This is a genomic window from Dermacoccus sp. 147Ba (assembly GCF_004151355.1).
GTDB classification, from domain to species: Bacteria; Actinomycetota; Actinomycetes; order Actinomycetales; family Dermatophilaceae; genus Dermacoccus; species Dermacoccus abyssi.
In genome coordinates, this window is the sequence record NZ_SEHL01000004.1 from 81884 (window position 1) to 97824 (window position 15941).

Consider the following 15941-nt stretch of genomic DNA (forward strand, 5'->3'; position numbering starts at 1 on the left):
GGATGAGCGGATCAGCGGGCGACGAGTGCGGTTTGCTCGCGCATCCACGGCGCAGCCGTGAGGGTGAGCGTCGTGATGCGATCCGAGGACTTGGAGCCGGTGCGGAGCACGATTCCCGCGTGAAGGTGGGATTTGCCCTGCTTCGTCGGCGCGGTCACCCACACGCTCGCGTCCTTCGGGACGGAGATACGTCGAGCCGCGTTGTCGCGCACGTCGACGTGCTGGGTTGTGCTCTTGCCGTCCTTCGTCGTCACGACGACGGTCGCCCGCACCTGCGGAGCGTTGGCTGTGAGCACGAGATCTCCCCCGGTCCCCGCGCCACGTAGAGACGTGCCGGCCGCCGGTCCGATGTCCGGCGCGGCTTGGGCCCACGCGAAGTCCGCCGAGGAGCCCGAGGCCGCAGGAGCGGTGGCTGCGGCGACGATCTCAGCCTCACTCGTGGCTCGCACCGCGACGGTCGACCCCTTCAAACCGTCCAGCGACACGTCGAGGGTCCGGCCGCGCGGCACGGAGACGACACGGTCCTTCGACGCTTCGCCCTGGGTCGACAGAGCCGACAGCTTGACGACGGCGCCGCGCCCGGCCGGTGCCGCCAGACGAACGCTGGTCTTGCCGTCCGTCACGGGCGCCGCAGGGACGATCTGAGTCGTACCGGGCACGGCGTACTGGGCCGTCAGTTCCTCACCCTTGGCCGAACCCGAGCTCGCGCTGTCCCGCACGCTGGCCTGTACGGCACCGCTCTCGCTACGCACGTGCACGACGACACCGTCGTGGTTCTTGGCCTCGGTCGGCAGGTTGACCTCGACGCGCGAGTGCGCGGGGACAGCCTTGTCGGCGATGGCGGCACCGGCCACGTCGCCGTCGCGTGAACTGACGTCGATGTCGACCGTGGCACCGTGCGAACCGCTGTTGACGAGCACGAGGGTCGACAGGCGTGAGGAACCCTTCTGCCCCACCGGAATCCACGCCTCGTTGAGGGAAGCTGCACAGGTGCGTGCGACGAGTGGCGACTTCCCGTCGCCGCCGCTGATCTGCGCTGCGGCAAAACCAGGAGCCATGCCGCCGGTTGCCTCGACGACGAGGGGCCCACCCTTCATCTCGGTGACGGTCGCGCCGCCTCGCTCGAGCGACATCGCCTTCGGGTCGGAAGACGACTCGAGGCGTGCACTCGCTCCGCCGCCCTCCCGCGCGAACGGCGTGAGGGACTCAGGCGACGAGGTCGCGTTGACCTCGGTCGAGCCGTTCGATCCGGCGCCCCCGGGGCAGACGAGCGAGGTCGCTTCGACGGCACTCGTCGTCGTTGCGAGGCGCTCGCCCGTGCTCGTGCGAACCGGAGCCGCGTGAGCCGTCCACACCATGCCCGCTGCTGCGGCGGCGAGCACGACCCCGCGCGCGATTCCTTGTGCGCTCATGTCCTCCCCTGCCTCACTGACGCCCGCGTCCGCGCGCGGACCCGAACGGAACGGCCAGGAACACGACGAGCCCGAGCAGCACGAGCTGGGCCGCGCGCCAGGCCGGCCACGCCGTGCCGGGTTCGATGACGAGTTTGCCGCCGTCCGCGCCGACGCTGTAAGTGGGCATCTGGGTGCCGGCCACCGGCTCGAGCGCGCGTCCGTCGAGGGTCACCTCGGCCTCACGAGCGAAGTCGTTGCCGGCGCTCACGACGAGCCTGCGCTGCGCGTCACCGCTCGGCAACGTCGTCGAGACCCGCGCGTGCGGGCCGCGCACGGGGACGATGTGACGCTCGTCGCCGTCACGCACGACGACCCGTGCGGCACGCCCGCCCCCGGCACCGTCGATGCGGTACAGGGACGCCGTCGAGTCCGTCGCCATCGGCACGAGTCCGTCAGCGGAGTCGAGGGCAGCGAGCAGCGTGTCGGACTCCTGCGCGCGACGGTCGGCCGCGACGAAGGCGATTCCGGCGTCTCGCAGGGTCTGGGCGGCCTGGGCCCGCTCACCGGCGCCCGAGTCGACGAGCGCGGCAATGGCCTTGGTCACGGACGTCGGCGTCTGCATCGCCGGCTGGGTCGGGTCGACCGAGGGCAGGCCGGCCTCGCGGCTGCGAACGGTGAACGTCACGGCCCCCGAACGTGGCTGGAGGTCGAGCAGCATGCCGGCTCGCGCCGACTCAGCCTCGTGCACGGTGATGGCAGGAGCCGGGTTGCGCACGGCTTGGACGCCGTTCTTGCCGGCCGAGGCGTTCCACGCCGTCAGACCGATGACCCCACCCATGACGAGCGCGATCGTGACGACGCTGAGGCGCCCGAGGCGCGAGGTAGCCGAACGGGTTCCGGGTTCGGAAGAACCGTGGACACGATCTGCGCCGATGAGCGCGAGCGCGAGCATCGACAGCGCCGCGACCTGCTCCGGGACACCCGTCCACACGTGCAGTCCGGTGGGCGCGCCAAGGGAGTGACGCGGCGCGAGCAGCGCGGCAGCGAGAGCGACGAGCGCGAGGACCACGAGTGCCCAGCGCGCGAGTTCGTGACCCCGGCCGCGCAGCGCGCCCCACAGGCCGAAGAAGAGGACAGGCACCGCCAGGAGCAACGGCGTCGAGCCCGGGCCGCCCGGGTGGAACAGGAGCGCGGACAGCGGCGCGCCGCCGTCACCGTCCGTCAGGACCCCGGGGCCGCCGACGAGCTTGCTCGGGTCGGAGAAGGCCTCGACGCTCCAGTGCCCGAGCAACAACGGTACGAGCACGACCACGGCGAGCGCGCGGATCTTCGCGGCGCTCGACCCCAGCACCGCGACGACGAGCAGGGCAATCGCCAGGACGGGAAGGAGGATCGGTGTGTAGGCCCCGAGCACCGTGACGGCGAGCGCAGTGGCTGCCGTGCCGGCGACGGTGGCGCCGGAGCGGCCGAGCCGCAGAATGCCCGCCAGGGCCAGCGGGAGCACGATGTGCGCGATGACGGGGCCGAGGCGCCCGCCGAGCAGCGCCGCCGTGAGCGGGGCGAGAGAGCCCCACGCGAGGGCTGCCAGAGCTCGTGGCCACGCGAGCTTCGTCGCCGCGCGCCCCGCGAGGTAGGCCGACCACCCTGCGAGTGCCGGAGCGGCCAGGAAGAGCCATGTGATGGCTGTCGCGGTCGCGGTGGAATCGGCCACACCCGGCAGGAGCGAGACGAACCAGGAACCGATGGCGATGAACGGCAGATAGGGCACCGACGAGGCGGCGTGCCCGAAACCGGGGCCCTGCCAGGCGTCGCGCCAGGCGTGCCAGACACCGCCGGGCGAGGTGAAGTACGGCAGGAGTTCGCCACCCGCGAGGCCGTGACCGCCGCGAAGAGCGCCGTCACTCAAGGCGTCACGGAAGATGAACAGGCTCATGCCGAACAGCACGAGTACGGCCCAGAGACCGGGGTGGCGCACGATGCGCTTGAGCACGCCGCCGCGGGTCCGCATTTCCTCGGCCTCTTCGGACTGCGGGCCCGTCTCGGTGGAGATCGGCTGGTGCACCGGCTTCGAGCCACCAGGTGTCAGCGCGGCGACCACGGCGTCCCAGGCCGCGGCACGCCCCGCTTCGGCCGGGACGAAGAGGGACGAGAGTTGGGCGTTGCTCACGCCGGCACGTCCACGGAAGCGGCGTCGCGCGCCCATGATGCGGCCGAGTCCGAGACCTGCACTGGCCTGACCGAACTCCGACGCGGCCGAGCGCGGGCGCTTGAGCAGGAGCAGCACGACACCCAGCAGCGCAGACGAGATCGTTGCCCACGCGAGCGCGAAGGGGAAACGGAGCGTGGAGGTCCGCGCGAGGGCGACCTGACGATGGCGGCGCAGTGTGCTGCCCGAGTGCGCGGCCGGACGATCGGGGTCACCCGAGCGGCGCGTCATGCTGCGGCGCTGGCGACGCGTCATACGCGTCCCGCGGCCCTCCGTGACGCGCAGCAGGTGCGCGGAGTCGATGTCCTGGTGTGCGGTGGCCTCGGGCACGACGACGACCGCGTGGTCGGCGAGGTGGGCTCGCCAGCACAGATCGAGACCGTCACCGTCGCCGTCGAACGCGGGATCGAAGCCGCCCAGGTCGAGGTAGACGTCCTGGCGCACGAGCATGCCGGCACTCGACACGGCGAGCACGTCACGGCGCCCGTCGTGCTGGCCCTGGTCGAGTTCGCCCTCGACGGTGCGGGCGACGTGACGCCCGCTGCGCGTGACGTCGATACCGATGTTGATCAGACGGGATGGACGGTCGAGCTCGTTGATCTTGCAGCCCGCGATACCGATGCGCTCGCTTCGACCCACCGAGCGCATGAGCGCCTTCAGGGAGTCGGGCGTCGGCGCGGAGTCCTCGTGGAGCAGCCACAACCAGTGGTAGCGGTCGCTCGGGTGGGTGGGGCGTCGGCGGGCGCGGCGGCGATCGCGCAGCGCGACGACGTGGTCGCTGCCACGCGCGGGAATGGCCTGCACGGCCCGGTCGACGAGACCGGCGAAGGCTTCCTCGTGGTTCGCCTTGACGACGGTGAGGTCGACCTCACGTAGTTCCGGGAACTCACGCGCGAGAACCTCGCGCATGTCCTGATCGGGAGTGCCGTCGACGACGACGAGGCGGTCCGCCTGTCGCGACTGGTCGAGAAATGCATCGACCGTGGCGCGAAGCCACGGTAGGTGTCCGTCCCGCGCCACGAGGACGGCGGTGACGAAAGGATGCTCGGGTGTTCCCTCGCGGGGCTCGTGGACGCCGAGTCGAGCGCTCGCCGTCACCTGATCAGACCGCGCGCTTCTTCAGCTTGCGGCGCTCACGCTCGGAAAGGCCACCCCAGATGCCGAAGCGCTCGTCGTTCTCCAGCGCGTACTCGAGGCACTCGGAGCGAACCTCACACCCGACGCAGACACGCTTGGCCTCGCGGGTGGAGCCGCCCTTCTCGGGGAAGAACGCTTCGGGGTCGGTCTGCGCGCACAGTGCGCGCTCCTGCCACGACATTTCCTCCGTGTCGTCCAGGGCGTCGTGCAGGCTGATCAACTGCATGAATTCCTGCATGTCCGTCCTTTCGTCGTCGGTGCCATGGTCAGGCGTCGGTGTACTTCGGCGAACTTCGGCCCAATACCACCCGGCGGTGACAACCCCACCGGAGCGGGACGACAACAAGGGGGACGGCGAAGCGCGACATGGCAATTACATCGATGTCATTCGAGTGAGTCAAGCCGAACGGGAATGCTCGCAACCCCCTCCCCGGGGGTGAATGGCGCCTCCACCACCTCGCCTGTCACACTGACAATATGCAACTCACGCTCCTATCTAGTGGTCCCCAGTCAGCTGCAGCACTACATGGGCTGTTCGCGCCGGGGTCGACCATCGACACGCCGATGGGTGATGTGATCTGCATCACAAATACCTCGGGGGACCTCAGTGTTGCGGGTCTGCGCTTCACCCCGGACACGGACGCCGCACTGCGCGCTTTCACGCCCTCACCCGCGCGCCCCTCCACGTCGACCGTCTCCTCGACGCTCGCAGAACTGGGCCTGGCACCCGGCGAGTGGCCGATTCTCGACGACGAGAGTGTCGCCTTCGCCGTCGCCCGCAACTACTGGCGCGCTCGAGGTGAGACCGCGGCCACGTGTGCCCAGCTCCAGAGCCCCGCAGCGGAGGCTCGCGTCATTCCCGCGACGAACGAGCCCGTCGAACTTCACGTCATCGAGGAAGACGAGGCCGGAGAGCGCAGCAGCCGCCCCGTCGCCCGGTGGCTCGGGGATGCCGACCGGGGCGAACCGCAGGGCTTCGGAGTCGCCGGGCTCGAACAGTCGACACCCTCCCCCGGCGTGCTCGACGCGCTGCGCAGCAGCGACGTCGTCGTACTCACCCCGATGTCACCCGTGCTCGACGGGCCGGGGCTGCTCGGGGTGCCCGGCGTGCGCGACGCCCTGCGCGGCACAGCGGCCCGCGTCGTCGTCATGAGTCCGGTCGGCCTGCCGACGAGCCGCGACGGTGACGCCGAGCGCAGCGCCTGGTCGCAGGCGGGCCTCGAGATGACGTCGGCGCAGGTGGCCAAGCTCTACGCGGACTTCGCCGACGTGCTTCTCATCGACGAGGACGAGGCTCAGGGCAGCTACCCCGGGCGTCTCACCGTGACGCGTGCGCCGCTCGCGCGAGCGCTGGTCGGCGACGTCGAAGCTGCGCGCGAGGTACGCACCACGGTTCTCGGAGCCTGATCGATCGGCGACCTGCTCCCACCCGACGCCGGGGACACCCGTGCAGGTCTCTCGCTGCGCCTCAGCGCCACGCGCGCTGGGGCAGGTGTGAGGGCAACGTCATACGGGCACCATGACGTTCGCGCCGCGGAGCGGCGGCGAGGATGAGGCGCTCGGCTCGATAGCGGTGTCCGCGGTAGGGCTCGAGAAGGCCGGCCATACCCACGTCGTCGATGTCACGCCCGAGCAGCGCGTGCCCGATCTCCTTGGCCACGTGGTAGTCGGCGAAGGTGGGGGCGTCGGGGTCGCCCCACGCGCTCTGTGCAACTTTTGCCGCCGTCCAGACACCGATTCCGGGCACGAGGCGCAGCCTTGCGTGGGCCTCCGCAATCGGCAGCTCGCTCGTCTGCTCGAGACGGTCCGCGTGCTCGAGGGCACGCATGACGGTGCGTGACTGCGGCGGCTCGACACCGGCTTGCAGCCATTCCCAGGACGGAATACGTCGCCACTGTGCAGCAGAGGGTGCGGCCATGAGGCGAGCGACGGCCGGTGTCTGAGGGCCCGCCGCCCGCAGCGCCTCCGGGTCGAACGTGACAGGGGTGCCGTACATGCGCACGAGGTGGCGGAAGCCTGCGAAGGCCTGACGACCGGTGACCTTCTGCTCGAGGATGCTCGGGACGAGCGAGGTGATGACGAGGCCCGTGCGCGGGATGCGCCAATCGGCGAGCTGACGCACGCGAAGGGCGACCTTCACGGGCTCGTGATGGGCAGCGAAGCCGTCGAGGCTGTCCGCCTCACCGAGGATGGTGGGCAAACGGCCCGCGAACCACGCCGCGCCCGCTCCGTATGCCCGCAGGATGACGCGCTCGCCCCCCTCCGCGGGCTCGACCTGCCACCAGGTGGCCGCCGGTCCTGCCGGCGTGTGCACGCCCCACCACACGGCGTTGGGACGCACGACCATCGTCGGATCGCCCGATCCCCGGCGAAGAGCGCCGAGGATCGAAGCCACCGGAACGCTGCGTCCGGGCTCCCACTGTTCGACGAGGTCGGGCCGGGTACTCACGCGAGTCGCGCTACCACGTCGACCGGACGGACGGGTCGGCCGAGGAACGCCGCGAAGATCTGCCGTTGAGCCTCGGAGACATCGGTGTCGAGGAAGGTGAGAGAGGGTTCGCTCACCCAGACGACGTTGGCGCCGAACATCGCACTGAGGTTGATGAGGGCTGTGCTGGGGCCTCCGAGGACGGCGTCGGCGCCGACGACGAGCGGATCGAGCTCGGCGGTGCCGCGCGAGCGCATGACCTCGAACTCGTCGTAGCGGCGCACGTCCTCAGCAGGGTGCGCGCGCACCAGTGGTTCGAGTCCCGCGTCCGCGCAACTCGCGACCAGGCCGCGGACGTAGTCGACGTACTGCTTCTCGCCGATGAGCCCCAGATCGACGAAGGGCTGAGTGAGGATGACGGCGCTGCGACGCACCGATCGGGAGGCACCTTCGGTGTGGGCGCGGAACTCCGCACGCACGGCCTCGGTGACCTCCCAGCCGTGGGAGGTGCGCCGATACGCGGGCCACCGCTCGGACGTCAACGCCTTGCCCGTCGCGGCGATGAGACAGGCCTTGAGCGTGGCCGTGACAGGCGCGGCGCCCTGCCGGCGGATGGCGTCACGGCGAGTCGTCCACGAACCGTAGGTGCCGATGCCTTCGTCGGTGACGACGACGTGGATGGGGCGCACGCCGTTCGCGCGACGAAGCGCGACGAGAGCCTTCAGGCCGGGCGTTCCCACGCTGACGTAGAGGGCCCGCGCGCCCTCGGCGAAACGCCATCCCGCCATGCCTTCCTCGAGCGAGAGGCGTGGGTCGTCCGGCAGCAGAGCTCGCGCGTGCTCGACACCGACCGCGGGCGCGGTGAGGAACGCGGCTGCCGGGACGAACGAGACGCGCAGGCGGCCGGCGTCCGAAAGATCCTGCAGGACGCGGCGAAGGTAGGAGGCGATGTAGAGCACGTGCGAGCGACTCTTGGCCCCGGTGACGACGGCGTGGACGTGGTCGTTGTGGGTTTCGCTCATGTCAGATCACCGGGGGCCGGCCGAGGCGGGTGAGCTTCGCGACCGTGCGCCACGACATGACGTGCCGCTCCCCCGCGTCGGTGCGCAGGCCCTCGGCAAGGCCGGCGAACCAGACCTTGAGTGCGGCCTTGTCCTTGACGCGAAGCAGGGTGATGGCCGCCCAGTTACCGATGTACAGCGGCACGAGGGGCGCCGGTAGGTTGCGCTTGGCCACCCACACGCGGTTTCGCGCGTTCATCCGGTAATAGACGGCGTGCCGTGCCGGAGAGGTGGCCGGGTGGTTCACAGTGATGCTGGGTACGTACTGGATGACCCAGCCCGCATCGATGAGTCGCCAGGCGAGGTCGATGCCTTCGTGACCGTAGAAGAAGTGCCCCGGCCAGCCGCCGACCTGATCGAATGCGGTGCGGCGCGAGAGGTGGATGCCTTCGAGGAACCAGGTGGCCGGGCCGGGCTTTCCGTTGTTCTTGACGTTGAGGCGCGGAATCCAGCGGCGTGGCGTGGGCTTTCCGGTGGGGTCCTGCCCGAGCGGGCCGATGACGGCGTTGTCGGCCCGCTTCTCCATCTCGGCCACCATGTCGGCGAGGACGTGGTCAGTGGGGAGGATGGCGTCGTCGTCGTAGAAGAACAGGTAGTCGCCGCGGGCTGCCCGCGCACCGACGTTTCGGCCTTCGGGGATGCCGAGGTTCTCCGGCGAGTGGATGGTGCGCACGTTCGCCGGGAACGGCCACGGGTTCTCGGCCGGGTTCCAGCCGTTGCCGAGCAGCACGATGTCGAGTTCGACTCCGCGCTGCTGGTTAAGGGACGAGATGGCCCGTTCGAGATCGTCGGGGCGGTTACCCATCGTCATGAGGACGACGCCGACGCGAGGCGGGGTGGCACCCGTCTGCGGCTCCTGCGCCATGCCTTCTCCTTCGTCGTCCGTTGCCGCGCCTTCGACTGCACTGCTCGATTTTTTGGAATGCGTCCAAGGCTAGACGGTGCCACCGACAGCCGGAGAACGCTCCTCGCTCGTGTCGGCCCGCTGAGCGTGTGCGGTGACGGCAAAGGTCACGATGACGTCGCCGAACCGCTCAGTGCTCCAGTCGGTCTCGCCGACATCGCGCAGTGCGCCGACGTGTTCGGGCACGGTGAGTCCGTGGCGGCTGAGCCAGGTGATGATGGGCAGGTCGGCGAGTTTGGCGAGAGCCTCTGCGCGGGTCCAGCGTTCGGCGAAGGTGTCGGGGTCGTCGACGCCGTAGCGCCGCACGAGAGTTGAACGCACGGGCCGTGGGATTTCGGCGTCGAGGACGAAGGTGCCGTGGCTGCGCAGCGCGGAGGGAACGTGCCACGCGAGCCCGGTGCCGTCGGAGAGATAACTGCGCGCCGCGTCGGGGCGCGCCTGACGCGTGACCTCGCGAGAACGCTCGAGTCTCCCGTCGCGCACCGCGGCGGCTAGCAGTTCAGCCGCGTTCACCACGTCACCCACCCTCTTTCCCGGCAACAGAGCATTCCATGCCACCGCGCGCTGGAGCCGGCCACACCGTCGGACGACTCCCCCGTCCGGAACGCGACCACGCCAGAAGACGCGCCGAAGGAACCAAGGCGACCACGCTGGAAGCGGACTGCGGGAGACCGAGCATGACGCGCTCCACGGGCCGAGCGTGCGAGGCCCGTGGAGCGCGTCATGAGAGGCCGAGCGCCCCGCAGCTGTGTCGCACCGAGCGAAGGGCTCCGAGTCGCGAGCGAGCTCGCGACTCGGAGCCCTTCGCCGGAAGACGCAGCAAGGGAGAACTCAGATGCTCCCGCCACCGTCGATCGTCAGCACCATGCCGTTGATGTTGGTGTCTTCGAAGAGCAGCATGCGCAGGGTGGGCGTGATGTTCTCCGGTTCGACGAGCTGGCCGGTGGGCGTGCGTCGGGTGATGGTGGAGAGCTGTTCGGTGCCGAGCACGGAGCTCATTTCGGAGGCGAAGAAGCCGGGCGCGATCGAGTTGACGAGGAAGCGTCCGTGCATTTCGCGGGCGAGGGAGCGGGTGGCGGCGTCGAGGCCGCCCTTGGTGGCGGAGTAGGCGACGAGGCCGGCGTAGCCGCGCTGGGCACAGACGCTGGTGACGTTGACGATGCGCCCCTTGCCGACCTTGGCCATGGCGTGGCGCATGAAGGCGCGCGTCACGAGCAGCGTGGAGGTGAGGTTCGTCGAGATGATGTCTTCGATGCGCTCGGGCGTCGTGTGGAGGTGGAGCGAGTCCTGCCCGATGGCGGCGTTGTTGACGAGCGCGTCGATGGGGCCGAGCACCTTGGAGGCGTCCTTGATGAACGTGGTGACGGCCTTGGGGTCGGTGATGTCGACGGAGCCGACGTAGACGCGCTCGGGCTGCTCGTCCATGAGCTTCTGCAGCTCAGGCGTGACGGTGCGCGCGAACGCGGCCACCTTGGCGCCCTGGGCGAGCACGTCTTCGACGAAGGCAAGGCCGAGGCCGCGCGAGCCGCCGGAGATGAGGACGCACGTGGCGGCCGGGATCGGCGTCTTGGTGGTTTCAGACATCGCTCTTCAAGCTCTCCTTGATCGGGATTTCACTGAGGTATCGGATGCGGCGGGGTACCGCGTATTCGGGGAGTCGTTCGCCGCACCATGCCTGCAGATCGGCTTGGGTGGGCGCGTCGTCGGAGGCCTTGTCGAGGCCGTCACGCAGGACGACGTCGGCTGCGACGACGTTGCCGACGAGGGGCGCCTTGCGGCCGCGGACGGCGGCCCAGGCGACGTCGGGGTGGGCCAGGAGCGCGGCGCGCACCTTGCCGGCGGAGGCCTTGGACCCGCCGACGTTGATCTCGTCGCTCGCGGCCCGGCCGGTGATGACGACGCGGCCGCCCGAGATATCGACGTTGTCGCCGGTGCGGATGACGGCGTCCATGCCCTCGGCGGCCTTGGGCGAGGCGATGAGCAACTCACCGTCCTCCACGGACAGGCGCGGACGACCGGGCACGTCACGTTCGAGCCAGGCTTCGGGGAAGCCGGCCAGGCCGTCGTGGACGGCGATGGCGGCGCCCGCTTCGGAGCTCGCGTAGATCCACGAGATGCGGGCGTTCGGGAACACCTCACGCAGGCGGTCGAGGATGGCCTGGTCGACGGGTTCGCCGCCGAGGGTGACCTGCTCGAGTTTCAGCTGCGCGAGCACGTCGCCGCTGCGCCACAGGGCCTGACGCCAGAACGTCGGCGTACCCGAGGCGGCGGTGACGCCGGCGGCGAGCGCCTGGTCCGGCCATTCGGCGAGCTGCGCGGGGTCGACGAAGACGATGTCCTGGCCCGGCAGCGCGATCGAGAGGGTGACGACCTGCCACCACGCGTAGGCGCCCGGCGTGTAGGGGCACAGCCAGGTGCGCGCGGGCTGGTCGCCGGCGACGGTCGTGAGGGAGGCAAGGGTGTGCGCCACCTGCTTGGGGCGCCCGGTCGAACCGGACGTCAGCAGCCAGACGCGACCGTCCTCGGCGTCGCGCTCGTTGGTGGCGGGAGCGACGTCCACGCCGCCCGCGCCGTCGCGCACGAGGGACAGACCGAACTCGCGGAAGCCCTCGGCCTGCTCGTCGTCGATGCGTGCCGCGGTGGCGATGAGGGTCTCGCGGTTCGCCTCCGTGGCGGCGAGCCACGCGGCCTGCGCTGCGCCGCGGTGGCCGCTCACGAGGAACGCTGCGGCGAGAGGTGCCGAGAGCGTGTCGTTGCTCGCACCGAAGCTCGACTCGGCGAGCTCGGCCCACGTGCCGTCGAAGTCTCCGACGACGACACGGTTGTTCGCGCCCGCTGGAGCGCCGTTGGCCTGTGACGCCAAGATCAGGAGGCCTTCTGCAGTTCGTCGATGAAGTCGAGCACGTCGCCGACGGTCTCGATGGAACGCAGGCCGGGCGCGTCGAAGTTGAGCTCGGTGTCGAGCTCGTCCTCGACCTGAAGGGCGAGTTCGGAGAAGTCGAGCGAGCGGAAGCCGATGGCGTCGAGACGAGCCGAGTCGTCGGACGGCAGCTCCTTGCCCTGCGCGGTGAGAACCTCACCCATCATCGTGCGGACCTGCTCGCGGCTGAGCGTGCTCATGGACTCTCCTTCATCGTGCGAAATGACCCGCGCCTTCGGTGGGGCGACCGCCGTCGACGCAGACACGTGTGCTGACGACAGTCTAGGGCTTCGCCTCACCTGTGAGATCGCGCGACGCACGAAGGGTGCGCTGCGGTGCGCCCACACGCTCTTCGTCGCGGTGACGCGCGGGAACGCGTCAGCGTCGCGTGGGCACACCTGCGGCCGGTATCGTGGTGAGTCGGGCCCTGACGGTCCGAGTCACCGAGTTGAGAACGGGAGTTCGCATGCTTCGCCCCGCCACGGACGCCGACCAGGAAAACGTGCGCACCTGGCGCAATCACGACGAGGTACGCGCCGTCTCTCTCACCCAGCACGTCATCTCGCCCGACGAGCATGCGGCGTGGTGGGCGAACACGAAGGACAACCCGAGCCGACGCGTGCTCATGTACGAGCGCGGCGGAGTGCCCGCCGGTGTCGTCACGTTCTTCGACTACGACGCCGAGGCGAAGACCTCCTGGTGGGGTTACTACCTCGACAACGAGGGCCTCACGGAACGAGGCGAGCTGCTGCCTGCGTGGATCCAGATCCAGCGTGAGGCGGTCAAGTACGCTGACGCGCAGCTCGATATCGACACCTTGGACGCCGAGGTGCTCGAGGTGAACGAGGGCGTTCGTCGCTTCAACAAGCGCAACGGTTTCGTCGAGATGGAGACCGAGACGCGCGAGATCGGCGGCAAGCCGACGCAGGTCATCCACGTGCGCCGCGAGCGCACGTCCTGACGCAGAGCGTCACCCAGCCAATCGCAGACGAGCGAGGAGCCCCCAGCATGAGCCAGAACCCGCACGAGAACATCCGCATCGGTGACGTCGAGGTCGGCCCGAACGCCGAGCCGTACATCATCGCCGAGATGTCGGGCAACCACGACGGCAGCCTCGAGAAGGCCCTCGACATCGTGCGCATGGCCGCTGAGCAGGGCGCCCACGCCATCAAGCTGCAGACGTACACGGCCGACACGATCACGATCGACGTCAAGACCGACGACTTCAAGATCTCCTCCGGTCACGAACTGTGGGCCGACCGCTACCTGTACGACCTGTACGAGGAGGCGCACACGCCGTGGGAGTGGCACGAGCCGATCTTCGCGCTCGCCAAGGAGCTCGGCATCCATGCCTTCTCCTCCCCCTTCGACCCGACCGCGGTCGACTTCCTCGAGCAGTTCGACGTGCCCGCGTACAAGATCGCGAGCAGTGAGATCGTCGACCTCCCCCTCATCCGGCACGCGGCGAGCAAGGGCAAGCCGATCATCATCTCCACGGGTATGGCCTCGCTCGGCGAGATCAACGCCGCGGTCGAGGCGGCCCGCAGCGTCGGCAACGACAAGATCGTCGTGCTGGCGTGCACCGCGAACTACCCGGCCGACCCGAGCGAGTCCAACCTGCGTGGCATTCCCGTCATGCGGGACGCCCTCGGCACCCTCATCGGTTACTCCGACCACACGATGGGCATCGGCGCCGCCGTCGCCTCCGTCGCCCTGGGCGCGGTCCTTGTCGAGAAGCACGTGACGCTCTCGCGTGAGGGCGGCGGCGTCGACTCCGCATTCTCTTCCGAGCCGGAGGAGCTGAACCAGCTCGTGTCCCAGTCCAAGGTCGCTTGGCAGTGCCTCGGCGAACCGCGCATCGGCGCACGCGCCCAGGAGAAGGAGGGGTTGCGCTTCCGCCGCAGCCTCTACGTCGTCGAGGACGTCAGGGCCGGCGATGTCGTCACGGCCGAGAACGTCCGCTCCATCCGTCCCGCCAACGGCCTGGCGCCCGACACGTTCTCCACCCTCGAGGGCCGCACCTTCACCCGTGACGCGGCGAAGGGCACGCCCATGTCGTGGGAGCTGGTCTGAGCATGACGGACCCGCAGACCGTGCGTCAGGTCGAGCCCGTCAGCGGCTTCACGCTGACCGGCGGCGAGATGCTCGACCACAGCGATCGGGCGGCTGCCCGCGTGGACCATGCGGGGCTGGAACTCGCCCGCCGCGCGGTGGAGGCCGCCGAGGGGCCGGTGCTGCTCATCGGCCCGACCGCGAGTCTCCTCCTCGAGGACCTGTCCCCGGAGCGCGAGGTCTCGGTCCTCGTGCGCGGCACGGTCGATGCTCGCTCCCTCCAGCACTCGCGCGACCTGCACGAGGGCCTCTCGGTTCACTGCGGAAGCCTCGACAGGTTCGACACGAGCGACCATGCGGTCGTCGTCGCACTCGATCCCCTGCGCATGCTCGTCACGCCTGACTCGCGTCCGTTGAGCTGCCGGGAGAGCCTGGCGCTCATGGCCGGCTTCACCGCGGAATCCGGGGTGCTCGTCGCGGAGGTCTCCAATTCCCTCGGCATCAACGACCTGCAGACTGCTCCGTCCGTCCTCGCGCGGGACAACTTCGACCATCTGGCCGGCGAAGCCGCCGGCGGACTGTTCCGCCACGAACTCGCGGGAGCACTCGACCACGCGGACCTGAACCTGGCGCGCTGCTTCGCCGCCGTGCCCAGTGCCACCCACCCCGTCGTCCTCGTGCGCGACGACTCACTCGCAGACGAGGAACTCGTCCAGTTCGCGAAGACGTTCACCTCCGCCGTGGCGGTCGACCCGGGCCCCGGACCGCGCACACTGAGCGACCCGACGATGCTCACCGAGCGCATGTTCGATGCGCGTCTGGCGGCCGAACTGGCACCGGTGTGGATCGTCATGTGGACCCACGGCGACGCCGATGACCTGCAGGTTCCTCGCGCCGTTGCCGTGGAGCCCGAAACCGCAGCGGGTTGGCGCGCCCGGGTGGTCGTCGACGACGACCGGCACGCGCTGGGCGGTCTCGTCGCCTCGGGCGTCGTCGAACGCGACCTCTCGCGCGCCTACGCCGGTGAGCGCGGCGCCCTGGTCGAGACGATGTTGACGGACGCCTGCCGTGTCCGGGATCTCACCGGTGTGCGCCACGTCGTCGCCGCATACGGCGCCTGGCTCATGAGCCTGCCCGCCCCGGAGGCGATCGTCGCAACCGTCGACAACACGGTCTGTCGCACGGACGGTGACTCGGTCACGTTCGGCCTGTTCGACCCGAGTTGGACGGTGAGCGTCGAGACCACGAGCGAGGCAGCCCTCGCCCGCAACCTCTGGCGCTTCGCGCAGCGTCTGCTCCGTCGTTCGTTCGCTCACCCCTGGGTGGCCGACGCAGGCGCGGACCAGATCACCGACTCGCTGTGCGCCATGGTGGGCATCGACTGGACGAGCACCCGAGAATCGTCGGTCGCGCTCGAGGAACGCCTTCAGGCCTCGTTGGGATCGGCCGCCGACAACGGCTTCGCTCGCCTCACCACCCCCGGCGCGCAGGAGATGGACGCCCAGGATCCGCGCTCGGCGAGTTGGCGCGAAACCGTCCGTGCCAACGCGGAACTTCGCGAGGAACTCGCCGTCAACCGCGAGCGCATCGATTGGCTGGAGCGGCATCTCGAGTGGCGCGATCGACAGTTCGCCGGCCTCGAGAAGCGGATGAACACGGTGACTGCCACGACGGCCTACAAGGTCACCGACGCGTTGGGTGCTCCGAAGCGCAAGGCCGTCAAGAGCGCCCGCGCGCTCGTCATGGATCAGCTGCCTCCCGGATTCAAGGACAAGGCGGAGAAGGCAGTTCGACGCATGCTGAACGACGCAACCTGAGTTGTTAACCTACGTGTGCTGT

14 protein-coding genes are annotated in these 15941 nt (G+C 69.7%); 4 read left to right on the plus strand and 10 right to left on the minus strand.

Going from position 1 to position 15941, the window contains the following annotated elements; genetic code table 11:
• Positions 1 to 11 precede the first annotated feature (11 nt).
• Genes EVU97_RS06685 through EVU97_RS06695 form a run of 3 tightly spaced genes read right to left on the minus strand, consistent with a single transcriptional unit; the run spans position 12 to position 4963 of the window.
• Positions 12 to 1412, minus strand: a complete 1401-nt coding sequence (locus EVU97_RS06685) for a DUF5719 family protein (protein WP_129664516.1) — start codon at positions 1410 to 1412, stop codon at positions 12 to 14.
• Between the two features lie 13 nt (positions 1413 to 1425).
• Positions 1426 to 4698, minus strand: coding sequence for a glycosyltransferase (locus tag EVU97_RS06690; protein ID WP_129664518.1), 3273 nt, complete (start codon positions 4696 to 4698; stop codon positions 1426 to 1428).
• A gap of 4 nt (positions 4699 to 4702) precedes the next feature.
• Entirely contained in the window at positions 4703 to 4963 is a 261-nt protein-coding gene (locus tag EVU97_RS06695) for a WhiB family transcriptional regulator (protein WP_182434746.1), read from the minus strand.
• 338 nt (positions 4964 to 5301) lie between these two features.
• On the opposite strand from EVU97_RS06695, the gene EVU97_RS06700 reads away from it, so the two are divergent.
• A complete protein-coding gene (locus EVU97_RS06700; protein ID WP_165357904.1) occupies positions 5302 to 6144 on the plus strand; it encodes a 2-phospho-L-lactate transferase CofD family protein in 843 nt (280 codons plus the stop codon).
• Between the two features lie 61 nt (positions 6145 to 6205).
• Here EVU97_RS06700 and EVU97_RS06705 read toward each other — a convergent pair whose 3' ends face one another.
• The 7 genes from EVU97_RS06705 to EVU97_RS06735 all read right to left on the minus strand — a co-directional run bounded on the left by EVU97_RS06705 (position 6206) and on the right by EVU97_RS06735 (position 12250).
• Positions 6206 to 7186, minus strand: a complete 981-nt coding sequence (locus EVU97_RS06705; protein ID WP_129664520.1) for a DNA-3-methyladenine glycosylase — start codon at positions 7184 to 7186, stop codon at positions 6206 to 6208.
• On the minus strand, positions 7183 to 8187 hold the full coding sequence (locus EVU97_RS06710; protein ID WP_129664521.1) for a hypothetical protein: 1005 nt from the start codon (positions 8185 to 8187) through the stop codon (positions 7183 to 7185). Before EVU97_RS06710 ends, EVU97_RS06705 begins: the two co-directional genes overlap by 4 nt.
• 1 nt (position 8188) lies before the next feature.
• Entirely contained in the window at positions 8189 to 9091 is a 903-nt protein-coding gene (locus EVU97_RS06715) for a glycosyltransferase family 2 protein (RefSeq protein WP_129664522.1), read from the minus strand.
• A 69-nt stretch (positions 9092 to 9160) separates the two neighbouring features.
• Positions 9161 to 9646: a hypothetical protein gene (locus tag EVU97_RS06720; protein WP_129664523.1), complete on the minus strand. Its 486-nt coding sequence runs from the start codon at positions 9644 to 9646 to the stop codon at positions 9161 to 9163.
• 315 nt (positions 9647 to 9961) lie between these two features.
• Positions 9962 to 10714 carry an SDR family NAD(P)-dependent oxidoreductase gene (locus EVU97_RS06725; RefSeq protein ID WP_047311889.1) on the minus strand — a complete coding sequence of 251 codons (753 nt, stop codon included), beginning with the start codon at positions 10712 to 10714 and terminating at the stop codon, positions 9962 to 9964.
• Positions 10707 to 11993 (minus strand): AMP-binding protein, encoded by a 1287-nt coding sequence (locus EVU97_RS06730; protein ID WP_129664524.1) that lies wholly within the window; start codon positions 11991 to 11993, stop codon positions 10707 to 10709. Before EVU97_RS06730 ends, EVU97_RS06725 begins: the two co-directional genes overlap by 8 nt.
• Before the next feature lie 2 nt (positions 11994 to 11995).
• Positions 11996 to 12250 (minus strand): phosphopantetheine-binding protein, encoded by a 255-nt coding sequence (locus EVU97_RS06735; protein WP_047311887.1) that lies wholly within the window; start codon positions 12248 to 12250, stop codon positions 11996 to 11998.
• A 266-nt stretch (positions 12251 to 12516) separates the two neighbouring features.
• On the opposite strand from EVU97_RS06735, the gene pseH reads away from it, so the two are divergent.
• The 3 genes from pseH to EVU97_RS06750 are packed head-to-tail and all read left to right on the plus strand — an operon-like array spanning position 12517 to position 15919.
• Positions 12517 to 13011, plus strand: a complete 495-nt coding sequence (gene pseH, locus EVU97_RS06740) for a UDP-4-amino-4,6-dideoxy-N-acetyl-beta-L-altrosamine N-acetyltransferase (protein ID WP_129664525.1) — start codon at positions 12517 to 12519, stop codon at positions 13009 to 13011.
• Between the two features lie 47 nt (positions 13012 to 13058).
• Positions 13059 to 14123 (plus strand): pseudaminic acid synthase, encoded by a 1065-nt coding sequence (gene pseI, locus EVU97_RS06745; protein WP_047311885.1) that lies wholly within the window; start codon positions 13059 to 13061, stop codon positions 14121 to 14123.
• Between the two features lie 2 nt (positions 14124 to 14125).
• Positions 14126 to 15919 (plus strand): hypothetical protein, encoded by a 1794-nt coding sequence (locus EVU97_RS06750; RefSeq protein ID WP_129664526.1) that lies wholly within the window; start codon positions 14126 to 14128, stop codon positions 15917 to 15919.
• Positions 15920 to 15941 lie beyond the last annotated feature (22 nt).

Excerpts from the sequence above, each read along its gene's own strand:
- EVU97_RS06685 (WP_129664516.1), bottom strand. The coding sequence starts at position 1,412 with ATGAGCGCACAAGGAATCGCGCGCGGGGTCGTGCTCGCCGCCGCAGCA.
- EVU97_RS06710 (WP_129664521.1), bottom strand. The coding sequence starts at position 8,187 with ATGAGCGAAACCCACAACGACCACGTCCACGCCGTCGTCACCGGGGCC.
- EVU97_RS06695 (WP_182434746.1), bottom strand. The coding sequence starts at position 4,963 with ATGCAGTTGATCAGCCTGCACGACGCCCTGGACGACACGGAGGAAATG.
- pseI (WP_047311885.1), top strand. The coding sequence starts at position 13,059 with ATGAGCCAGAACCCGCACGAGAACATCCGCATCGGTGACGTCGAGGTC.
- EVU97_RS06700 (WP_165357904.1), top strand. The coding sequence starts at position 5,302 with ATGGGTGATGTGATCTGCATCACAAATACCTCGGGGGACCTCAGTGTT.
- EVU97_RS06725 (WP_047311889.1), bottom strand. The coding sequence starts at position 10,714 with ATGTCTGAAACCACCAAGACGCCGATCCCGGCCGCCACGTGCGTCCTC.
- EVU97_RS06715 (WP_129664522.1), bottom strand. The coding sequence starts at position 9,091 with ATGGCGCAGGAGCCGCAGACGGGTGCCACCCCGCCTCGCGTCGGCGTC.
- EVU97_RS06735 (WP_047311887.1), bottom strand. The coding sequence starts at position 12,250 with ATGAGCACGCTCAGCCGCGAGCAGGTCCGCACGATGATGGGTGAGGTT.
- pseH (WP_129664525.1), top strand. The coding sequence starts at position 12,517 with ATGCTTCGCCCCGCCACGGACGCCGACCAGGAAAACGTGCGCACCTGG.
- EVU97_RS06750 (WP_129664526.1), top strand. The coding sequence starts at position 14,126 with ATGACGGACCCGCAGACCGTGCGTCAGGTCGAGCCCGTCAGCGGCTTC.